Here is a 16,438-nt window from a genome sequence, read left to right on the forward strand (position 1 = left end):
ATGCGCGTGTTCGCGAACATCGACGAGTTCGCCGCCGCCGCGGGTGAGCACCTCGGCGAGAGCGAGTGGCTCACCGTCACGCAGGAGCGGGTGCAGCAGTTCGCCGAAGCGACGGACGACTACCAGTGGATCCACCTCGACACCGAGAAGGCCGCCGCGGGCCCCTTCGGCACGACGATCGCCCACGGGTTCCTCACGCTGTCGCTGCTGCCGCACTTCGGTTCGCAGGCCTACCGCGTGGACGGCCTGAAGATGGGCATCAACTACGGCCTCAACAAGGTGCGCTTCCCGCAGCCGGTGAAGGTCGGCGCCAAGGTGCGCGGCAGCGCGGACCTGCTCGAGGTGACAGACGTGGCCGGTGGCAAGCAAGCTGTGGTGCGGTGGACGGTCGAAATCGACGGCGAGGCCAAGCCGGCCTGCGTCGCCGAGTTCGTCGCCCGGCTGATCGCCTGAACACCCGGCCCGGGGACACCCCGGGCCGGTGGCTGTACGACATACCGACTAGTCGGTAGCGTGACCCGTCGAACCCCGAGGAGGCCCGATGACCCCGTCCGACCCGCCAGGCCTCGACCTGGCCCGCCTGCGCGCGTACCTCGACGAGCAGCGGCCCGGCCTGGTCACCGGCGAGCTGACCGGTGAGGTGGTGCAGGGCGGCCGGTCGAACCTCACGTACATCGTGGACGACGGCTCGAGCCGCTGGGTGGTGCGCCGCCCGCCGCTCGGGCACGTGCTGCCGACCGCGCACGACATGGCGCGCGAGTTCAAGGTGATCTCCGGCCTGGCCGGCACGGCGGTCCCGGTGCCCGGCACCGTCCTGCTGTGCCAGGACCCGGACGTGCTCGGCGCGCAGTTCTACGTCATGGAGTTCGTGGCGGGCACGCCGTACCGCACCGATGCCGAGCTCGCGAAGCTGGGCACCGAGCGCACGCGCGAGATCGGCCACCGGCTCGTGGACACGCTCGTCGACCTGCACGCCGTGAACCCCGCCGACGTCGGGCTCGGCGACTTCGGGCGGCCGGACGGCTTCCTCGAACGCCAGCTGCGGCGCTGGAAGAAGCAGCTCGACGGCTCCCGCAGCCGCGACCTGCCCGGCGCGGACGAGCTGCACGACAGCCTCGCCGCGAAGCTGCCTGCCTCGCCCGCGGCGACGATCGTGCACGGCGACTACCGCCTCGACAACGTGCTCGTCGACGGCGACGACCGCATCACGGCCGTGCTCGACTGGGAGATGTCCACGCTCGGCGACCCGCTAACCGACCTCGCGCTGCTGGTGGCCTACGCGGAGCGCGACAAGGTTTCGCTGCAGATGGTGTCGAACGCCAGCTCGGCGCCCGGCTACCCGAGCCCCGACGAGGTGATCGCCCGCTACGCCGAACGTTCCGGGCGCGACGTGTCGGCGCTCAACTGGTACGTGAGTTTCGCGTTCTTCAAGCTCGCGGTGATCCTGGAAGGCATCTACTTCCGCTACAGCAAGGGCCAGACCGTGGGGGCCGGGTTCGAGGGCATCGGCGACGCCGTGGCCCCGCTGGTTTCGCACGGCTACGAGACGCTCAAAGAGGAGAAGTAGTCATGGACTTCGCGTTCGACTCCCGCACCGAGGAGCTGCGCGGGCAGCTCCTCGAGTTCATGGACTCGCACGTCTACCCCGCCGAACCGGTTTTCGAGGAGCAGCTGGCCCAGCGGGAGAACCCGTGGACGTCGGTGCCGATCGTCGAGGAGCTCAAGGCCGAGGCGCGCAAGCGCGGCCTGTGGAACTTCTTCCTGCCGGGCGAGGACGGCGCGGGCCTGACCAACCTGCAGTACGCGCCGCTGGCCGAGATCACGGGCCGCAGCCCGCGGCTCGCGCCGACGGCCGTGAACTGCGCCGCGCCGGACACCGGGAACATGGAAGTGCTCCACATGTTCGGTTCGGAGCAGCAGAAGAAGCAGTGGCTGCAGCCGTTGCTGGACGGCGAGATCCGCTCCGCGTTCGCGATGACCGAGCCCGACGTGGCCTCGTCCGACGCGCGCAACATCGCCACGAGCATCCGCCGCGACGGCGACGAGTACGTGGTCAACGGCCGCAAGTGGTTCATCTCCGGCGCGATGAACCCGAACTGCAAGATCATGATCGTGATGGGCAAGACCGACCCGGACGCCCAGCCGCACCAGCAGCAGAGCATGATCCTCGTCCCGCGCGACACCCCCGGCGTGACGATCAAGCGCGGCATGCACGTGTTCGGCTACACCGACGGTGACCACGGCGGCCACGCCGAAGTGCTCTTCGAAGACGTGCGCGTGCCGGCCGAGAACCTCATCGCCACCGAGGGCGCCGGGTTCGCGATCGCCCAGGCCCGCCTCGGCCCCGGCCGCATCCACCACTGCATGCGTGCGATCGGCATGGCCGAGCGGGCGCTGGAACTCATGTGCCGCCGCACGCTCTCACGCGAGACGTTCGGCAAGCCGATCGCCGAGTCGGGGGTGGTGCAGGACTGGATCGCCGAATCGCGCGTGCGCATCGAGCAGCAGCGGCTGCTGGTGCTCAAGACCGCGTGGCTGATGGACACCGTCGGCAACCAGGGTGCGCACACGGAGATCCAGGCCATCAAGATCTCCACGCCGCTCACCGTCGAGTGGATCCTCGACAAGGCCGTGCAGGCCCACGGTGCCGGCGGGGTGAGCCAGGACTTCCCGCTGGCCGAGCTGTGGGCGGGCGTGCGCACGCTGCGCCTGGCCGACGGGCCGGACGAGGTGCACAAGCGGTCGCTGGCGCGCCGCGAGCTGAAGAAGTACCGGGCGGAGGCAGGCCGATGACCGTGACCGCGGACGACCTGCGCGGGCAGGTTCAGCAGTTCCTCGCCGCGCACGACCCGAAGACCACCGAGCGGCTGGAGTTCCTGCGGGCCCGCTACGACGCGGGGCTCGCGTGGGTGCACTTCCCCGAGGGCCTCGGGGGCCAGGCCGCGCCGCGGGCGCTGCAGCCGGTCGTCGACGCCGCGTTCGCCGCGGCCGGCGCGCCGGACAACGACCCGCGCCGCATCGGCATCGGCCTCGGCATGGCCGCGCCGACCATCCTCGCGTTCGGCACCGACGAGCAGCGCCGGCGCTACCTGCGTCCACTGTGGACGGGCGTGGAGGTGTGGTGCCAGCTGTTCAGCGAACCCGGTGCCGGCTCCGACCTCGCCGCGCTGGGCACGCGCGCGGTGCGCGATGGCGACGACTGGCTCGTGACCGGGCAGAAGGTGTGGACCTCGGGCGCGCACCACTCGCAGTGGGCCATCCTCGTCACCCGCACCGACCCGGACGTGCCCAAGCACCAGGGCATGACGTACTTCCTGTGCGACATGACCGCCCCGGGGGTCGAGGTGCGGCCGTTGCGCCAGATCACCGGTGAGGCCGAGTTCAACGAGGTCTTCCTCACCGGCGTGCGGATCCCCGACTCGCAGCGGCTCGGCGCAGTCGGCGAAGGCTGGAAGGTCGCGCAGACCACGCTGATGAACGAGCGCGTGGCCATCGGCGGCAACGCGCTGCCGCGCGAAGGCGGCCTGGTCGGCATGGTCGCGAAGACCTGGCGCGAGCGGCCCGAGCTGCGCACGCCGGAGCTGCGCGACCGGCTCGTGCAGCACTGGGTGGAGGCCGAATCGTTGCGGCTGGCGGGTTCGCGGCTGCGCCAGCAGCTCGCGGCGGGCGCGCCGGGGCCGGAGGGCTCCGCGATGAAGGTGGCGTTCTCCGAGCTGAACCAGAAGCTCACCGGCCTCGAGATCGAGCTGCTGGGCGAAGAAGGCCTGCGCTACGACGACTGGACGCTGCGGCGGCCGGACAAGGTCGACTTCCTCGGGCGTGAAGCGGGCTACCGCTACCTGCGCGCGAAGGGCAACTCGATCGAGGGCGGGACTTCGGAGATCCTGCGCAACATCATCTCCGAACGCGTGCTCGGGCTGCCGTCCGAGCCGCGGGTGGACAAGGACGTCGCCTGGAAGGACCTGCCGCGATGAGCGAACTGCCCACCCCGGACCTGCTCTACTCCGACGTCGAAGAGGACCTGCGGGCGTCGGTGCGCGACCTGCTCACCGACCAGGCCTCGCCCGCGGCGCTGCTCGCCCGCGTGGAGACCGGCGAGCCGTACGACCTGAAGCTGTGGCGCACGCTCGCCGCCGACCTCGGCGCGGCCGGGCTGATGGTGCCGGAGGAACTCGGCGGCCACGGCGCTTCGGCGCGCGAAGCCGCCGTGGTGCTGGAAGAACTGGGCCGCAGCGTGGCGCCGGTGCCCTACCTCGGCAGCGCGGTGCTGGCGACCTCGGCGCTGCTGGCCGCGGGTGGCGACGTCGCGGCCGAGCTGCTGGGCCGCCTGGCTCCCGGTGAGCTGATCGGCGCGCTGGCGGTGCCGCTGTCGACCGCGCCGGGTTCGCCGTTCCCCGGCACCGTTTCGGTGGCCGCCGACGGCACGCTGAGCGGGCGCGCGGGCACGGTCGCCGACGGGTCCGTGGCCGAGGTGTTCGTGGTGCCGGCGACCGGTCCGGACGGGCCGGGGCTGTACGCGGTCGAAGCGTCGGCTGTGCAGGTGACCGAACTGGTGTCGCTGGACCTCACACGGCGGATCGCCGACGTCGAGCTGGCCGGCGCTCCCGCGCGGCTGATCGCGGGCGGCGCGGCGGCCGAAGCCGCGCTGGACACGGCGTTGAGCACGGCGGCGGGGCTGCTCGCTTCGGAGCAGACCGGGCTCACCGAGTGGGCGCTGACCACCACCGTCACCTACCTCAAGGGCCGCTACCAGTTCGGCCGTCCGGTGGGCGGGTTCCAGTCGCTCAAGCACCGGCTGGCGAACCTGTACACCGACCTGGTCAACGCGCGCGCCACCGCGCGGTACGCCGCCGACGCGCTGGCCGGCGGGTACGACGTGCCGATCGCCGTGGCCGTCGCCCAGGCCCGGTGCGCGCCGATCGCGGTGCACGCCGTCGAGGAGGCGATCCAGCTGCACGGCGGGATCGGCATGACGTGGGAACACCCGGCGCACCTGTTCCTCAAGCGCGCCAAGAGCGACGAGCTCGCGTTCGGCACGCCGGGGCGCCACCGCGCGCGCCTGGCCGATCTCGTGGACCTGCCGGCCTGAGCCGTGGTGCGCGAGCCCCGCCGGCCGCTCGGCTGGCGGGGCTCTCGCGCGTCGTGGACACTGTGGACGGTGGGCGCGGGCGCGCGGGCGTAAGAACAGGCGGCAAGAGTGCACTTTTTCCTGTGGCAGCGGGAAGCTTCGGCTTCCTAGCCTGGTGATCATGGTGACGGACCCCGAGCAGCTGACGCTGACCGTCGGCACGCACCGGCACAGTGCGCTCGCGGCCGGACCCGAATCCGGGGAGCTCGTCCTGTTGCTGCACGGCTGGGCGGAGTTCGCCGATTCGTGGACCGCGGAGCTCGGCGCGCTCGGCGCGGCCGGTTACCGCGCCGTCGCCGTCGACCAGCGCGGCTACGCCGCCGGCGCGCGCCCGCTGGACGTCGACCAGTACTCGGTGCGCCACCTCATCACCGACGTGATCGCCTTCGCCGCGGCGCTCGGCCGCGACCGCTTCCACCTCGTCGCGCACGATTGGGGCGGCATGGTCGGCTGGGCGTTCGCCAGTGCGCACCCGGACCAGCTCCGTTCGCTGACCGTGCTCACCACCCCGCACCCGGCCGCCCTGCACCGCGCGGCGACCGACGACACGCGCCAGTTCCGCGACCTCGGCTACGTGCGCTTCTTCCGCTCCCTCGACGGCCGCGCCGAGGCGTCCCTGCTGGCCGACGACGCCGCCGAACTGCGCGCCGCGTACGGCGACCGCGTGCCGGCCGAGCTGGTCGAACGCAACATCGCGCGCCTCACCGAACCGGGCGCGCTCACCGCCACCCTCAACTGGTACCGCGGCGGCCCGGCCGCCGACGAGTTCGACATCCCCGCCGGCCGCATCTCCGTGCCCACGCTGTACCTGTGGGGCAGCGAGGACCCGTACCTGGGCCGCACGGCGGCCGAGCTGACGCGCTCGTACGTCGACGGCGCTTTCGAGTTCGTAGTGGTCGAGGGCGCGAGCCACTGGCTGCCCGAGGAGGCCGCGGACTTCATCGTGCCGCGGATCCTGGCCCACCTGAAGCGGCATTAGGTCCCTCACACCGCAACCCTCTCGCTCGACTCGGCGGACCAGTTCCCGCACCCAACCACAACGCGAGATCGCGCCGGTTTCTGGATTCGGCGGTCCGATCGGCCCCGGCCGATCAGACCGCCGAATCCAGAGACCGGCTCAAAGGCGATCTCGCCGCCTCGGCGAAGCCGAGGCAGAATTACAGCCCCCGGCCGATCAGACCGCTGGATCCAGAAGCCGGCTCACAGGCGATCTCGCACGCCTCGGCGAAGCCAAGGCAGACACTTCTGTCTCGGCGAAGCCGAGGCAGACAACTTTGTCCGAACGCGAAATATCTTCGTAATATCCGAGAACTTCCCGGCAATCATCGGGTTCTAGCGTCGCGCCTGCCCATCTCCACCTGCTCGGAAGCGAGGCAGTACGTGGCAAGACCCAGAAGACTCACCCGGCGGTCCGTGCTCGGCGGTGCCGGGGCGGCGGTCGCCGGTAGCACCCTTTCCCTCACCTTGGGTGCGGCGCCGGCGAGCGCGGCGCCGGCCGGCGGGCCGTCGCTGCCGTCGGTGAACCAGATCCCCCACCGCAGCCGGCTCGTGGACTACGAGATCACCGAGCTGGCCGCGCTGCTGCGTGCGGGTCGCACGTCGAGCGTCGAAATCACCCAGGCCTACCTCGACCGGATCTCGAAGTTCAACGGTCCCTTCGAGGTGTACGGCGACAACGGCGCGTACAACGCGTTCGTGCGCGTCGACACCGCCGGCGCACTCGCTGCCGCGCGCGCTGCCGACCAGCGGATCTCGGCGTGGCACCGGCACGGCGACGACCTGTCGCCGCTGTGCGGGATCCCCATGGGCATCAAGGACTCCGTGGGCATCAAGGGCCTGAACGCGCAGGACGGCAGCCCGGCGTTCGCGGGCAACAAGGCGTTGCAGGACGCCACCGTCGTCGCCCGGCTGCGGGCGGCCGGCGTGGTGCTGCTGGGCAACACCATCTGCTCGGCGTTCTCGGGCTCGATCACCGGCACGTTCGCGGGCAACGCGTGGAGCCCGGCGCACGTGCCCGGGGGATCGAGCCAAGGCTCGGGGGTCGCGCCCATCGCACGACTGGCCGCCGCCTGCATCGGCGAGGAGACCGGCGGCAGCATCATCATGCCGTCGGCCGCCAACGGCGCGAGCGGGATCAAGCCGTCGCTGGGCACGGTGTCGATCGCCGGGCTCATGCCCCTCTCTCCGGGTTACGACGTCCTCGGCCCGATCTCCCGCAGCGCGCGGGACTCCGCGCTGATCCTGAGCACGATCCTCGGTCCGGACCCGGTGAACGACCCGCAGACGCTCTCGGCGCCCCTGCCGTTCCCGGCGATCCCGTCGGCGCCGCGGCCCGGGCGGACTCCGTTGCAGGGGCTGACGATCGGCATCCCGCAGACGGACTGGATGAACGTGGGCGGCACCATCAAGACCGGGGTCAGCCCGCAGGACACCTACGGCGCGGAGCACCTGAAGGCGTTCACCCGGCTGGTGGGCCAGCTGAAGAGCCTGGGCGCGCAGGTGAAGGAGTTCCCCGGCCTGGACATGACCGACCCCGCCCAGAACCCGTACTTCGCGTCGGCGGACGTGCTGGCGACGGTGGACGGGTCACCCGTGTCGCCCTCGGCCGCGGTGGTGAACGCGAACCGGTACGAGGTCCGGTTCGTCGCGGCGGTGGCGGACTTCTGCGCGAGCGGCATCCCGACGGCCGACGCCGTCGCGACCCTCACCGGCCAGTACGGCCGGCGCGCGCCCGGCGAGACGGCGGCGAGCTTCGCGAGCGCCGACCGCTTCAACGGCGGGATCCCCGCCTCCGTTCGCTACGAGGGCGAACAACGGCGGCGCCGGCTCATCGCCAACTACACCCGGGCGCTGGAAGACGCCGGCGTCGACTTCATGCTCGTGCTCGCACTGGGCGACGTGGTCGGCAACCGCGCCGGTGGCGGCCCCGGCTTCCCGGTGTACCGGGCGTACTACCAGGTGCCGAACGCGCTGGGCTGGCCCATGGTGAGCTTCCCCGTCGGCTCCACCGCGGGCCTGCCGATCTCGGCCCAGTTCTGGGGACCGCGCTTCGCGGAACCCACCCTGGTCCAGTCCGCTTTGGACTACCAGGCGCACTTCCACGAGTACCACACCGCGGCCCCACCGGACCCGGTTTTCGGGACCCTCAGCCCGAAGACGGCGCCGCGCTCCCTCGGCGTCCCGGCGTTCGAGGACCCGACCAACGACCCGATCCTGGGCGAGGAAGCGATCAGGAGGGCCCTCTCGTGAGCGTCGCCGAACCCACCCGGTTCCTGACCGTGGACTTCTCGACCCCGGTGGACATCGGGTTCCTCCCCCAGCACGCCGAGAACCCGGTCGTGCCCCCGCTGACGATCGGCTGGGCTCCGCGGATAGGCACGACGTACCTCCCGTTCGACCCGGCGGACGAAACGGTGCCGGGCAGCGGCACGTCACCTCGCCCGTGAACCCCGGCGGGCACCGACAGCACCCGGCGGGGGCCGGAAATGTCGGTGCCCGCCGGTAGCGTCCGAACCATGACCGATCCCCCGGCCTGGGCCTACGAGAGACCGCACGTCGTCGCCGCCGATCCCGCGTGGGCGGAGCGTGGTGCGGCACTGTGCGCGCGCATGTCAGCGCTGCTCGCGCCGTGGCTGGTCGACGGCGTCGTGCACGTCGGCTCGACATCCGTACCGGGGCTGGCGGCTAAACCGGTGCTGGACGTGATGGCTTCGGTCTCGGACGTCGACGACGTGGTGGCCTCCGCCGGCGCGGCCCTGTCGGCCGACGGCTGGTCCTACGTCCCGCCCTCCCTGGACGTCGGCGCCCCCTACCGCCGCTTCTTCGTCCTGCCCGGCACCACCGGCGACCACCGGCTGGCCCACCTGCACGTCCTCCCCGCCGGCCACTCGCGCTGGCACGCCCAGCTCACCTTCCGCGACGCCCTGCGCGCCGACCCCGCCCTGGCCGCGGCCTACGCCGACCTCAAACACCGCCTGGCCGCCTCGGAATCCGACCGCGAACGCTACACAGCCGGCAAAACGACCTTCGTCACGAACGTCCTAGCCCACCACGGGGTGGTACTCCCCACGGACTGACGTGCGAACCCACCCACACCGCGAGATCGCGCCGGTTTCTGGATTCGGCGGTCCGATCGGCCCCCGGCCGATCAGACCGCTGAATCCAGGAGCCGGCTCACAGGCGATCTCGCCGCCTCGGCGAAGCCGAGGCAGAAGACACAGCCGAGGCAGAAGACACAGCCAACATGCTCAGAAGCATGTCGGCGAAGTGGTCGCCCACTTCGCGAGCCGACAGGGAGCCGCCGCGGCGGTACCACGTGCCGAGGTGGTGGACGGAGCCGAAGTAGAAGTCCACGACGAGGTCGGCGGGTTTGTCGCTGCGGAATTCGCCCGTGGCCTGGCCTTCTTCGATGAGGCTGCGGAACCGTTCGTGGTACTTGCGGCGTTCGGCGCGCACGGCTTTGCGCTTTTCGGCGCTGAGCTGGTGCAGCGACTGCAGGAAGATGGTGTTGTCGTCGAGGTTGTCGATGCTGCTGACGACCACGTCGGAGGCGGCGGCGGTCAGGCGTTCGCGCAAGGGCGCGGCGCTGGAGGCCACGCGTTCGAGCTGGGAGGTCTGCTCGCGCAGCACGCGGGCGTAGATCTCGTAGAGCAGGTCGTCCTTGGAGCCGAAGTAGTGGTACATCGCGCCCTTGGTGACGCCCGCCGCTTCGACGATCTCCTGCACCGACGTGCGGTCGAAGCCCTTCTTCGCGAAGAGCTTCGTCGCGTGCTGCAGCAGGCGCCGGGGCACGGCGGCCTGCTCGTCGGGAGCGGTTTTCGCTCGGGTCACCACCCCACCCCCTCCATCCTCCCGGCCCGCTGGGAAAGCCCAGCGTACCGTTCCGGTCAGTACGCGCCGCCGTGGTCGAGGAAGCGGCGCGGGTTGTCCACGAGCATCGTGGTGAGGTCGGCTTCGCTGACGCCGCGTTCCCGCAGCGCGGGCAGCACGTCGTCGGTGATGTGCAGGTAGTGCCAGTGGGGCAGCACGGCCTCGCGCGTCGGCGCCTCGAGCCAGTCGAAGTAGCACGACGCGTCGTGCGAGAGCACCATGCTGCGCGCGTACCCGCGCTCGCACAGCGCCGCCACCGTCGCCACGCGCTGCTCGAACGGCAGGTAGACGTCGATGCCGAAGCGGTCCATCCCGAGCAGCGACCCGCGGTCGGCGATCGCCGTGAGGTACTCGAGGTCGGCCGAGTCGCCGCAGTGCCCGATCTGCACCCGGGACAGATCCACCCCCTCGGACTCGAACACGTCCTGCTGCTCCAGCCCCCGCCGCGTGCCCGCGTGCGTGTGGGTCATGATCGGCACGCCCGTGGCCCGGTGCGCCTGCGCGACCGCGCGCAGCACCCGCTCCACCCCCGGCGTCATGCCGGGCTCGTCGGTCGCGCACTTGAGCACACCGGCCTTCACACCGGTGCCGGCGATGCCGTCGGTGATATCCCCGACGAACAGCTCCACCAGCGGTTCGGCACCGCCCAGCAGCGTGCCCGGCCCGCGCAGCGACAGGTAGTGCGGCAGGTCGTTGTAGGTGTACAGCCCGGTCGCGACCACGATGTTCAGGTCCACCTCGGCGGCGACCTTCTGCACCCGCGGGAGGTAACGCCCGAGCCCGATCACCGTCGGATCCACGATCGTGTCGATCCCGGCTTCCTTCAGCGCGCGCAGCTTCGCGATCGCCTCCGGCACGTGCACCGCCTCGTCGAACCCCTCGTGCTCCGGGTAGTTGGCGACGAACTCGGGGCTCAGCACGAAGATGTGCTCGTGCATCAGCGCCTTGCCCAGTTCCCCCGGCTCGACCGCGCCGCGGACCGTCTCGACCATCGTCCTCCCTAACCTCGGGCGCGCAGCTCGCGCCTCAGGATCTTCCCGCTCGTGGTCTTGGGCAGCTCGGCGAGCACCTCGACCGATCGGGGGTACTTGTAGGCGGCCAGCCGCTCCCGGCAGTACGCCACGAGCTCGGCCGGATCCGGCTGCGCACCGGGCGCCGGGCTCACGTACGCCTTCACGGTCTCGCCGCGGTACGCGTCCGGCACCCCGACCACCGCGGCTTCCCGCACGGCCGGGTGCGTGTACAGCACGTCTTCGACCTCACGCGGCCACACCTTGAACCCGGCCGCGTTGATCATGTCCTTCTTGCGGTCCACCACGTAGACCCAGCCGCGCTCGTCCATGAACCCGACGTCGCCGGTGAGCAGCCGGCCGCCGGGCAGGGCCTCGGCCGTCGCGTCCGGCCGTTTCCAGTAGCCGGGCACGACCATCGGCCCCTCGACGGCGATCTCCCCCGCCTCGCCGAACGGGAGTTCTTCCCCGTCGTCGGACAGGATCCGCACCACGACCCCGGGCACCGGCAGCCCGATCGACAGCGTGCCCGACGCCGGGTCGACCGGTGCCTCCATGCCGCTGGGCACGACGACGCAGCCGGCCGTGGTCTCGGTGAGGCCGTACCCGTTGTGGATGTAGTGGCCGAAGCGGTCGCGGAACGCGCCCACCACCGCGGGCGGCAGCGCCGCACCGCCGGAGTAGAGCGCCTCGAAGGACGCGAAGTGCTCCGGCGTCACGTCCGGGTGCGCCATGAGGGCCATGTACGCCGTCGACGGGCCGACCATGTACGCCGGTTCGTGCTCCTTCAGCGCGGCGAGCACCACGCCCGCCTCGAAGCGGTACGCGAGCGCCAGCGTGCCCGCGATTTCGATGGCGTAGGCGATCTCGCACACCATCCCGGTGATGTGGAACAGCGGCGCGAGCGCGAACACCGTGGCACCGGGGCGGACTTCGCCGGAGCGCGCGAGGATCACCGCGTTGGTGCCGATGTTGCCGTGGGTGTTGGTGGCGCCCTTGGGTTTCCCGCTCGTGCCCGACGTGTAGCTGATCAGGGCGACATCGTCGAGCGCGAACGCCGGATCGGGTGGCGGGTCGCCGGGCGTCGAGCGCGCGACCTCGAGCAGGTCGGCGGCGCCGGGCGTCGCCTCGCGCCGGATCTTGCCGAGCACCCGTTCGTCGTCGCGGGTCTGCAGGTCGAGTTCGCTCGTCGTCAGCGCGACGGCCAGGCCGTGCTCGGCGGCGAGCGCGCCGATGTACTCGCGCCACGCGTGCTGCGAGCAGACGATCGCCGTGACACCGGCATCGGTGAGCACGTGCGCCAGCTCCCCCGTGCGGTACATCGGGTTCACCGGCACCACGATCCCGCCGGCCTTCCACGCGCCGAGCAGCGTGAGCACGAACTGCGGCACGTTCTGCAGCACCAGCGCGAGCCGGTCGCCGCGGCTGAACCCGGACGTCGTGAGGTGGCGCGCGACCGCGTCGGACAGTTCGTCGAGCTCACGGTAGGAGACACGGCCGTCGAAGTACGCGAGCGCGGTGGTGTCCGGGGCCTGCTCGACGCTCCGGCGGAAGGTGGCCAGCGGCGTGGTCGGCGTGAACTCCTCGGCGGCGGCACGGCGTTCGTCGTAGCTCGCGACCCACGGCTTCGCGTCGTACCAGCTCATCCGAGTCCTCCCTTGGACACCGACCAGTCGGTATGACGACGCTAGAGACCCCCCGGTCGCCCGTCAAGACCCCGGGCCGGTCGTCCACTGTGGAGGGGCACGGACGGGCACCGCGAAACCGGTGCCCGTCCGGGTGTTCAGCCCTCCGGCAGCTGCTCGATCTTGCGCTGCAGCTTGTTCATCCCGCCGAGCCAGCGGTCGGTCTGCGTGGCGCGCAGCGCGTAGTAGTCCGCGACCTCCGGGTGCGGCAGCACGAGGAACCGGCCCTCGTCGATGGCCGCGAACAGCGCGTCCGCGACCTGCTCGGGCTCGATCGCCGACGCGCCCATGAGCAGCTCGCCGCGCGGGCCGCTGCTCTCGAGCATCGCCGTGCGCACGCCCTGCGGGCAGATGGCCTGCACGGTGATGCCGCGGTGGCGGTAGGTCGCCGACAGCCACTCGGCGAAGGCCAGCGCACCGTGTTTGGTCACGGAGTAGGGCGCGGAGCCGAGCGTGGTCAGCAAGCCCGCGGCCGAGGCCGTCGCGATGAAGTGGCCCTTGCCGCGCTCGAGCCACGCGGGCAGGAGCTGCTTCGCGGCGCGGACGTGGGCCATGACGTTGACGTCCCAGGTGCGGGCCCAGTCGTCTTCGGTGGCCTGCTCGTCGCCGAAGGGGGCGATGCCGGCGTTGGCGCAGTAGACGTCGATCTCGCCCAGCGTCTCGCGGGCCGACGCGAGGAGCTTGGTGACGCCGTCTTCGCTCGCGACGTCGCCGACGTACGCCGTGCCACCGATCTCGGCCGCGACCTCGGCCACGGTGTCGCCGTCGAGGTCGGCCACGACCACGCGCGCGCCGTCGGCCGCGAAGCGCCGGGCCAGCGCGCGCCCGATCCCGCCGCCGCCACCGGTGATGACGACGCCGGCGCTCACAGGCCACCGCCGAGGGTCACGCCGCCGTCGAGGACCACGGTCTGGCCGGTCATCCAGCCCGCGTCGTCGGAGAGCAGGAACGCCACCGCGCCCGCGATGTCCTCGGGCACCCCGAGGCGTTTCATCGGGTAGGCCGACGCGACCTCCTCTTCCTTGCCCTCGTACAGCGCCGTCGCGAACTTGGTCTTGACCACGGCCGGGGCCACGGCGTTCACGCGGATCTTCGGCCCGAGCTCGGCGCCCAGCTCCTGCGTCAGCCGGATCAGCGCCGCTTTGCTCACGCCGTACATGCCGATGCCGAGCGACGCGCGCAGGCCGGCGATCGAAGCCACGTTGACGACCGAGCCGCCGTGCTCGCCCATCCACGCGTCGCGGGCGCGCTTGGTCCACGCGAGCGGCGCCAGCACGTTCACGGCGAGGATCTTGGCGGCGGCGGCCGGATCGACGTCGAGCGAGGGACCGTAGACCGGGTTGATGCCGGTGTTGTTCACGAGCATGTCGAGCCGGCCGAACCGCTCGATCGTCTTCGCGACCGCCTCGTCCTGGTGCGCGGTGTCGTCGGCCTTGCCGGCGACGAACATCGCGTGGTCTTCGCCGCCCAGCTCGGCGACGGCCTCGGCCAGCGGCTCGGGCTTCCGCGCGGTGATGCACACCTTCGCGCCCCGCTCGACCAGCCCCTTCGCGATGGCGAGGCCGATCCCGCGGCTGGCGCCGGTCACGATCGCCACGCGGTCCTTGAACGAGTTCACAGCACTGGTCTCCTGTTCTGCAGCGGACGGCGGCTAAGCGCTTGCTTAGACAGAAAGGGTAACGGCGATCCGGCCGGACTCAAGTCACCGGCCCTGCGCTCATCCGGGAAATCACGAGAAGTGACGAATTCGGCCACTCTCCGTACTTGCCTCGGCCCCTTCGCGAACACTGGACGACCGCACCACCGCAGCAGGGCGCCGGACCCGCGCTGGGGTACTACCTGCTCCAGGACCACCTGGTGATCACGCAAGCCGCTCGAGGTGCGCCCCGGCAAGAGACTCCGCGCCGGGAGCCGCCTCCCCGGCAGCACCGAGACCGCCGGCACCGGCAGGACACAATGGACAGTCCTGCTCGAGGCCGACGGCCGGGGTCACCGCCCCTTGCTCGACCGTCAGCGCGAGAGCACCCGCACCAGACCCTGGTCGGCGTCGACCTCGACGAGGTCTCCGGTCGCGATGCGCGCGACCGGGTCGTCGTCGAGATCCGTGATCGCCGGTACGCGGGTCACGATCGCGCCGAGCGCGGCCTTCGTCGTGAGGTGGGTGAAGACCATCGCGAGCGGCGCGGTGCCGAGCAGCCGGGTGGACTGGAAGAAACCCGACCACCCCGAGGACCCCTTGGCACCCGGGAAAACCAGGACTTTTCCGGTGAAGCAGACGCCGAACAGCTCGTGCCGGCGTTCGATGATCGTGCCCGTCGCCGGGTCGATCCCGCCCCAGCCCGAGATCGTCTCGCGCGAGACCAGCGCCTCGCCGACGACCCGGCCGGGCACGATGCCGCGGCCTTGGAGCACCACGCCGCCGGCCTGCTCGGCCGCGGTCATCGGAGCACCTTCGCGGCGGGCGCGAGCGAACCGCGCCACCGGCCGGTGACGGCCGCGTCGACGCATTCCTCGAGCGTGCCGAACCACGCCTCGATCCCGAGGATCGCCGGCAGGTAGTGGGCCTGCTTCGCGGAGTCGGTCGCGAACACCTTCGTGCCGTTCGGAGCGACGCGCGACATCGCCGGGCAGGAGTCGGTGAGGACCCGCCCGCCGGCCCGCTGGATGGTGCGGGTCCAGCCGTTGCGGTCGGCGACGGTGCGCAGCGCGCGGGGGGTCATCAGCCACAGTTCGCACCCGGACGAGATCGTGCGGCCCTCGAGCGCGCGGGCGACCCGGCCGATCTGTTCGAGCGAAGCGTGCGGACAGCCGATGAGGACGAAGTCGACGTCCTCGCTGTCACCGATCGAGTTGAGCGATTCGTAGACGGCGCGCCGCTCGGCCTCGCCGTACCGGATCGGCGCGGGGATCGCGCGGCCGCCGAACGCGGCCTCGAGCGTCGGCGCGTCGGGGGTCCGGCCCGGCAGGTGGTACATCTCCACGCCGCCCGAGGACGCGGCGGCGGCCCCGAAGTGCTTGAGGTCGGCCAGATCCGGGGTGCCGAGCTCGCCGAGGACGACCGGGCGCTCCTCTTGGACGACGTCGCCGGCGAAGTAGCCGAGCAGGCCCCAGTCCTGGAACCCGTTCAGCGCGAGCGTCGTCTCGATGAGGTGCGTGCCGTAGCGGTTTTCCACGTGGTGGTTGCCCCAGCACGGGATCCGCCCGGTCAGGCTCGCGGCGCCCGTCGAGGCGCCGCCCTCGCAGTTGGTGCGCGCGCCGAGGACGGAGTTGGCGTAGACCACCGCCGAGGACTCCATCCAGGCGACGTGTTCGCCGTAGGTCGGGAGGTTGCCGACCTGGTACGGCGTGCAGGTGGCGAGCACGTTGACGCCGCGGCTGCTGGCGAACGACTCGGCCTCGGCCTGCAGGTCGATCTTGTGCTCGGGATAGGGCATGATGCCGCGCGCGTCTTCGCCGAAACCGTGCTGCAGCTGGCAGGTCGGCACCCGCATCGGCGGGATTTCCAGGTCGTCGTCGCAGTCGAGGCTGATGACCGAGAACGCCTTCGCCCAGCCGCCTTCGGCCACCAGCTTTTCCTTGGCGGGCGAAGGCTGTGTCGTCGTGCCCGCGACGTTGCGGGTCTCGCACAGCCGCTCGGCACCGAGCGCGTCGGCGTACCGGATCAGCAGATCCATCGCCGCCGCGACCGCGGCGCCTTCCGCACCGTCGCGCATCCGACGTTCTTCGTCGGTCAGCCGCACCACCGC

General features: G+C 71.5%; 16 protein-coding genes. 9 read left to right on the forward strand and 7 right to left on the reverse strand.

Annotated features, from left to right (window positions below):
* From ACIA77_RS12275 to ACIA77_RS12315, 9 genes are all read left to right on the forward strand, one after another.
* On the forward strand, positions 1-453 hold the full coding sequence (locus ACIA77_RS12275) for a MaoC family dehydratase (protein ID WP_395885900.1): 453 nt from the start codon (positions 1-3) through the stop codon (positions 451-453).
* A gap of 88 nt (positions 454-541) precedes the next feature.
* Positions 542-1,567: a phosphotransferase family protein gene (locus tag ACIA77_RS12280; RefSeq protein ID WP_395885901.1), complete on the forward strand. Its 1,026-nt coding sequence runs from the start codon at positions 542-544 to the stop codon at positions 1,565-1,567.
* A 2-nt stretch (positions 1,568-1,569) separates the two neighbouring features.
* On the forward strand, positions 1,570-2,793 hold the full coding sequence (locus ACIA77_RS12285; RefSeq protein ID WP_395885902.1) for an acyl-CoA dehydrogenase family protein: 1,224 nt from the start codon (positions 1,570-1,572) through the stop codon (positions 2,791-2,793).
* Positions 2,790-3,974, forward strand: coding sequence for an acyl-CoA dehydrogenase family protein (locus tag ACIA77_RS12290; RefSeq protein WP_395885903.1), 1,185 nt, complete (start codon positions 2,790-2,792; stop codon positions 3,972-3,974). Before ACIA77_RS12285 ends, ACIA77_RS12290 begins: the two co-directional genes overlap by 4 nt.
* Positions 3,971-5,089, forward strand: a complete 1,119-nt coding sequence (locus ACIA77_RS12295; RefSeq protein WP_395885904.1) for an acyl-CoA dehydrogenase family protein — start codon at positions 3,971-3,973, stop codon at positions 5,087-5,089. Before ACIA77_RS12290 ends, ACIA77_RS12295 begins: the two co-directional genes overlap by 4 nt.
* Positions 5,090-5,249: 160 nt before the next feature.
* On the forward strand, positions 5,250-6,107 hold the full coding sequence (locus ACIA77_RS12300) for an alpha/beta fold hydrolase (protein WP_395885905.1): 858 nt from the start codon (positions 5,250-5,252) through the stop codon (positions 6,105-6,107).
* A gap of 401 nt (positions 6,108-6,508) precedes the next feature.
* Positions 6,509-8,377: an amidase gene (locus ACIA77_RS12305; RefSeq protein ID WP_395885906.1), complete on the forward strand. Its 1,869-nt coding sequence runs from the start codon at positions 6,509-6,511 to the stop codon at positions 8,375-8,377.
* Entirely contained in the window at positions 8,374-8,574 is a 201-nt protein-coding gene (locus ACIA77_RS12310; protein WP_395885907.1) for a hypothetical protein, read from the forward strand. The genes ACIA77_RS12305 and ACIA77_RS12310 overlap by 4 nt, the downstream gene beginning before the upstream one ends.
* Before the next feature lie 69 nt (positions 8,575-8,643).
* Positions 8,644-9,204, forward strand: coding sequence for a GrpB family protein (locus ACIA77_RS12315; RefSeq protein WP_395885908.1), 561 nt, complete (start codon positions 8,644-8,646; stop codon positions 9,202-9,204).
* Positions 9,205-9,301: 97 nt separating this feature from the next.
* On the opposite strand, the gene ACIA77_RS12320 is transcribed toward ACIA77_RS12315, so the two are convergent.
* From ACIA77_RS12320 to ACIA77_RS12350, 7 genes are all read right to left on the reverse strand, one after another.
* Positions 9,302-9,958, reverse strand: coding sequence for a TetR/AcrR family transcriptional regulator (locus ACIA77_RS12320; protein ID WP_395885909.1), 657 nt, complete (start codon positions 9,956-9,958; stop codon positions 9,302-9,304).
* A 56-nt stretch (positions 9,959-10,014) separates the two neighbouring features.
* Positions 10,015-10,989 carry a phosphotriesterase gene (locus tag ACIA77_RS12325; RefSeq protein WP_395885910.1) on the reverse strand — a complete coding sequence of 325 codons (975 nt, stop codon included), beginning with the start codon at positions 10,987-10,989 and terminating at the stop codon, positions 10,015-10,017.
* Positions 10,990-10,997: 8 nt separating this feature from the next.
* Positions 10,998-12,653 (reverse strand): AMP-binding protein, encoded by a 1,656-nt coding sequence (locus tag ACIA77_RS12330; protein WP_395885911.1) that lies wholly within the window; start codon positions 12,651-12,653, stop codon positions 10,998-11,000.
* A gap of 137 nt (positions 12,654-12,790) precedes the next feature.
* Positions 12,791-13,561 carry an SDR family oxidoreductase gene (locus tag ACIA77_RS12335; RefSeq protein WP_395885912.1) on the reverse strand — a complete coding sequence of 257 codons (771 nt, stop codon included), beginning with the start codon at positions 13,559-13,561 and terminating at the stop codon, positions 12,791-12,793.
* Positions 13,558-14,310: an SDR family oxidoreductase gene (locus ACIA77_RS12340; protein ID WP_395885913.1), complete on the reverse strand. Its 753-nt coding sequence runs from the start codon at positions 14,308-14,310 to the stop codon at positions 13,558-13,560. Before ACIA77_RS12340 ends, ACIA77_RS12335 begins: the two co-directional genes overlap by 4 nt.
* A gap of 392 nt (positions 14,311-14,702) precedes the next feature.
* The gene (locus ACIA77_RS12345) at positions 14,703-15,134 is read right to left on the reverse strand and encodes an aconitase X swivel domain-containing protein (protein ID WP_395885914.1); all 432 of its coding nucleotides are present in this window, start codon (positions 15,132-15,134) and stop codon (positions 14,703-14,705) included.
* A complete protein-coding gene (locus tag ACIA77_RS12350; RefSeq protein ID WP_395885915.1) occupies positions 15,131-16,435 on the reverse strand; it encodes an aconitase X in 1,305 nt (434 codons plus the stop codon). The genes ACIA77_RS12345 and ACIA77_RS12350 overlap by 4 nt, the downstream gene beginning before the upstream one ends.
* Between the last annotated feature and the right edge of the window lie 3 nt (positions 16,436-16,438).

It is taken from the genome of Amycolatopsis sp. NPDC051903, from assembly GCF_044452505.1.
Taxonomy (GTDB): domain Bacteria; phylum Actinomycetota; class Actinomycetes; order Mycobacteriales; family Pseudonocardiaceae; genus Amycolatopsis.

Bases quoted from the DNA above. Each gene is read 5' to 3' on its own strand.
- ACIA77_RS12300 (WP_395885905.1), top strand. From the start codon at position 5,250: ATGGTGACGGACCCCGAGCAGCTGACGCTGACCGTCGGCACGCACCGG.
- ACIA77_RS12295 (WP_395885904.1), top strand. From the start codon at position 3,971: ATGAGCGAACTGCCCACCCCGGACCTGCTCTACTCCGACGTCGAAGAG.
- ACIA77_RS12275 (WP_395885900.1), top strand. From the start codon at position 1: ATGCGCGTGTTCGCGAACATCGACGAGTTCGCCGCCGCCGCGGGTGAG.
- ACIA77_RS12345 (WP_395885914.1), bottom strand. From the start codon at position 15,134: ATGACCGCGGCCGAGCAGGCCGGCGGCGTGGTGCTCCAAGGCCGCGGC.
- ACIA77_RS12280 (WP_395885901.1), top strand. From the start codon at position 542: ATGACCCCGTCCGACCCGCCAGGCCTCGACCTGGCCCGCCTGCGCGCG.
- ACIA77_RS12325 (WP_395885910.1), bottom strand. From the start codon at position 10,989: ATGGTCGAGACGGTCCGCGGCGCGGTCGAGCCGGGGGAACTGGGCAAG.
- ACIA77_RS12290 (WP_395885903.1), top strand. From the start codon at position 2,790: ATGACCGTGACCGCGGACGACCTGCGCGGGCAGGTTCAGCAGTTCCTC.
- ACIA77_RS12330 (WP_395885911.1), bottom strand. From the start codon at position 12,653: ATGAGCTGGTACGACGCGAAGCCGTGGGTCGCGAGCTACGACGAACGC.
- ACIA77_RS12315 (WP_395885908.1), top strand. From the start codon at position 8,644: ATGACCGATCCCCCGGCCTGGGCCTACGAGAGACCGCACGTCGTCGCC.
- ACIA77_RS12285 (WP_395885902.1), top strand. From the start codon at position 1,570: ATGGACTTCGCGTTCGACTCCCGCACCGAGGAGCTGCGCGGGCAGCTC.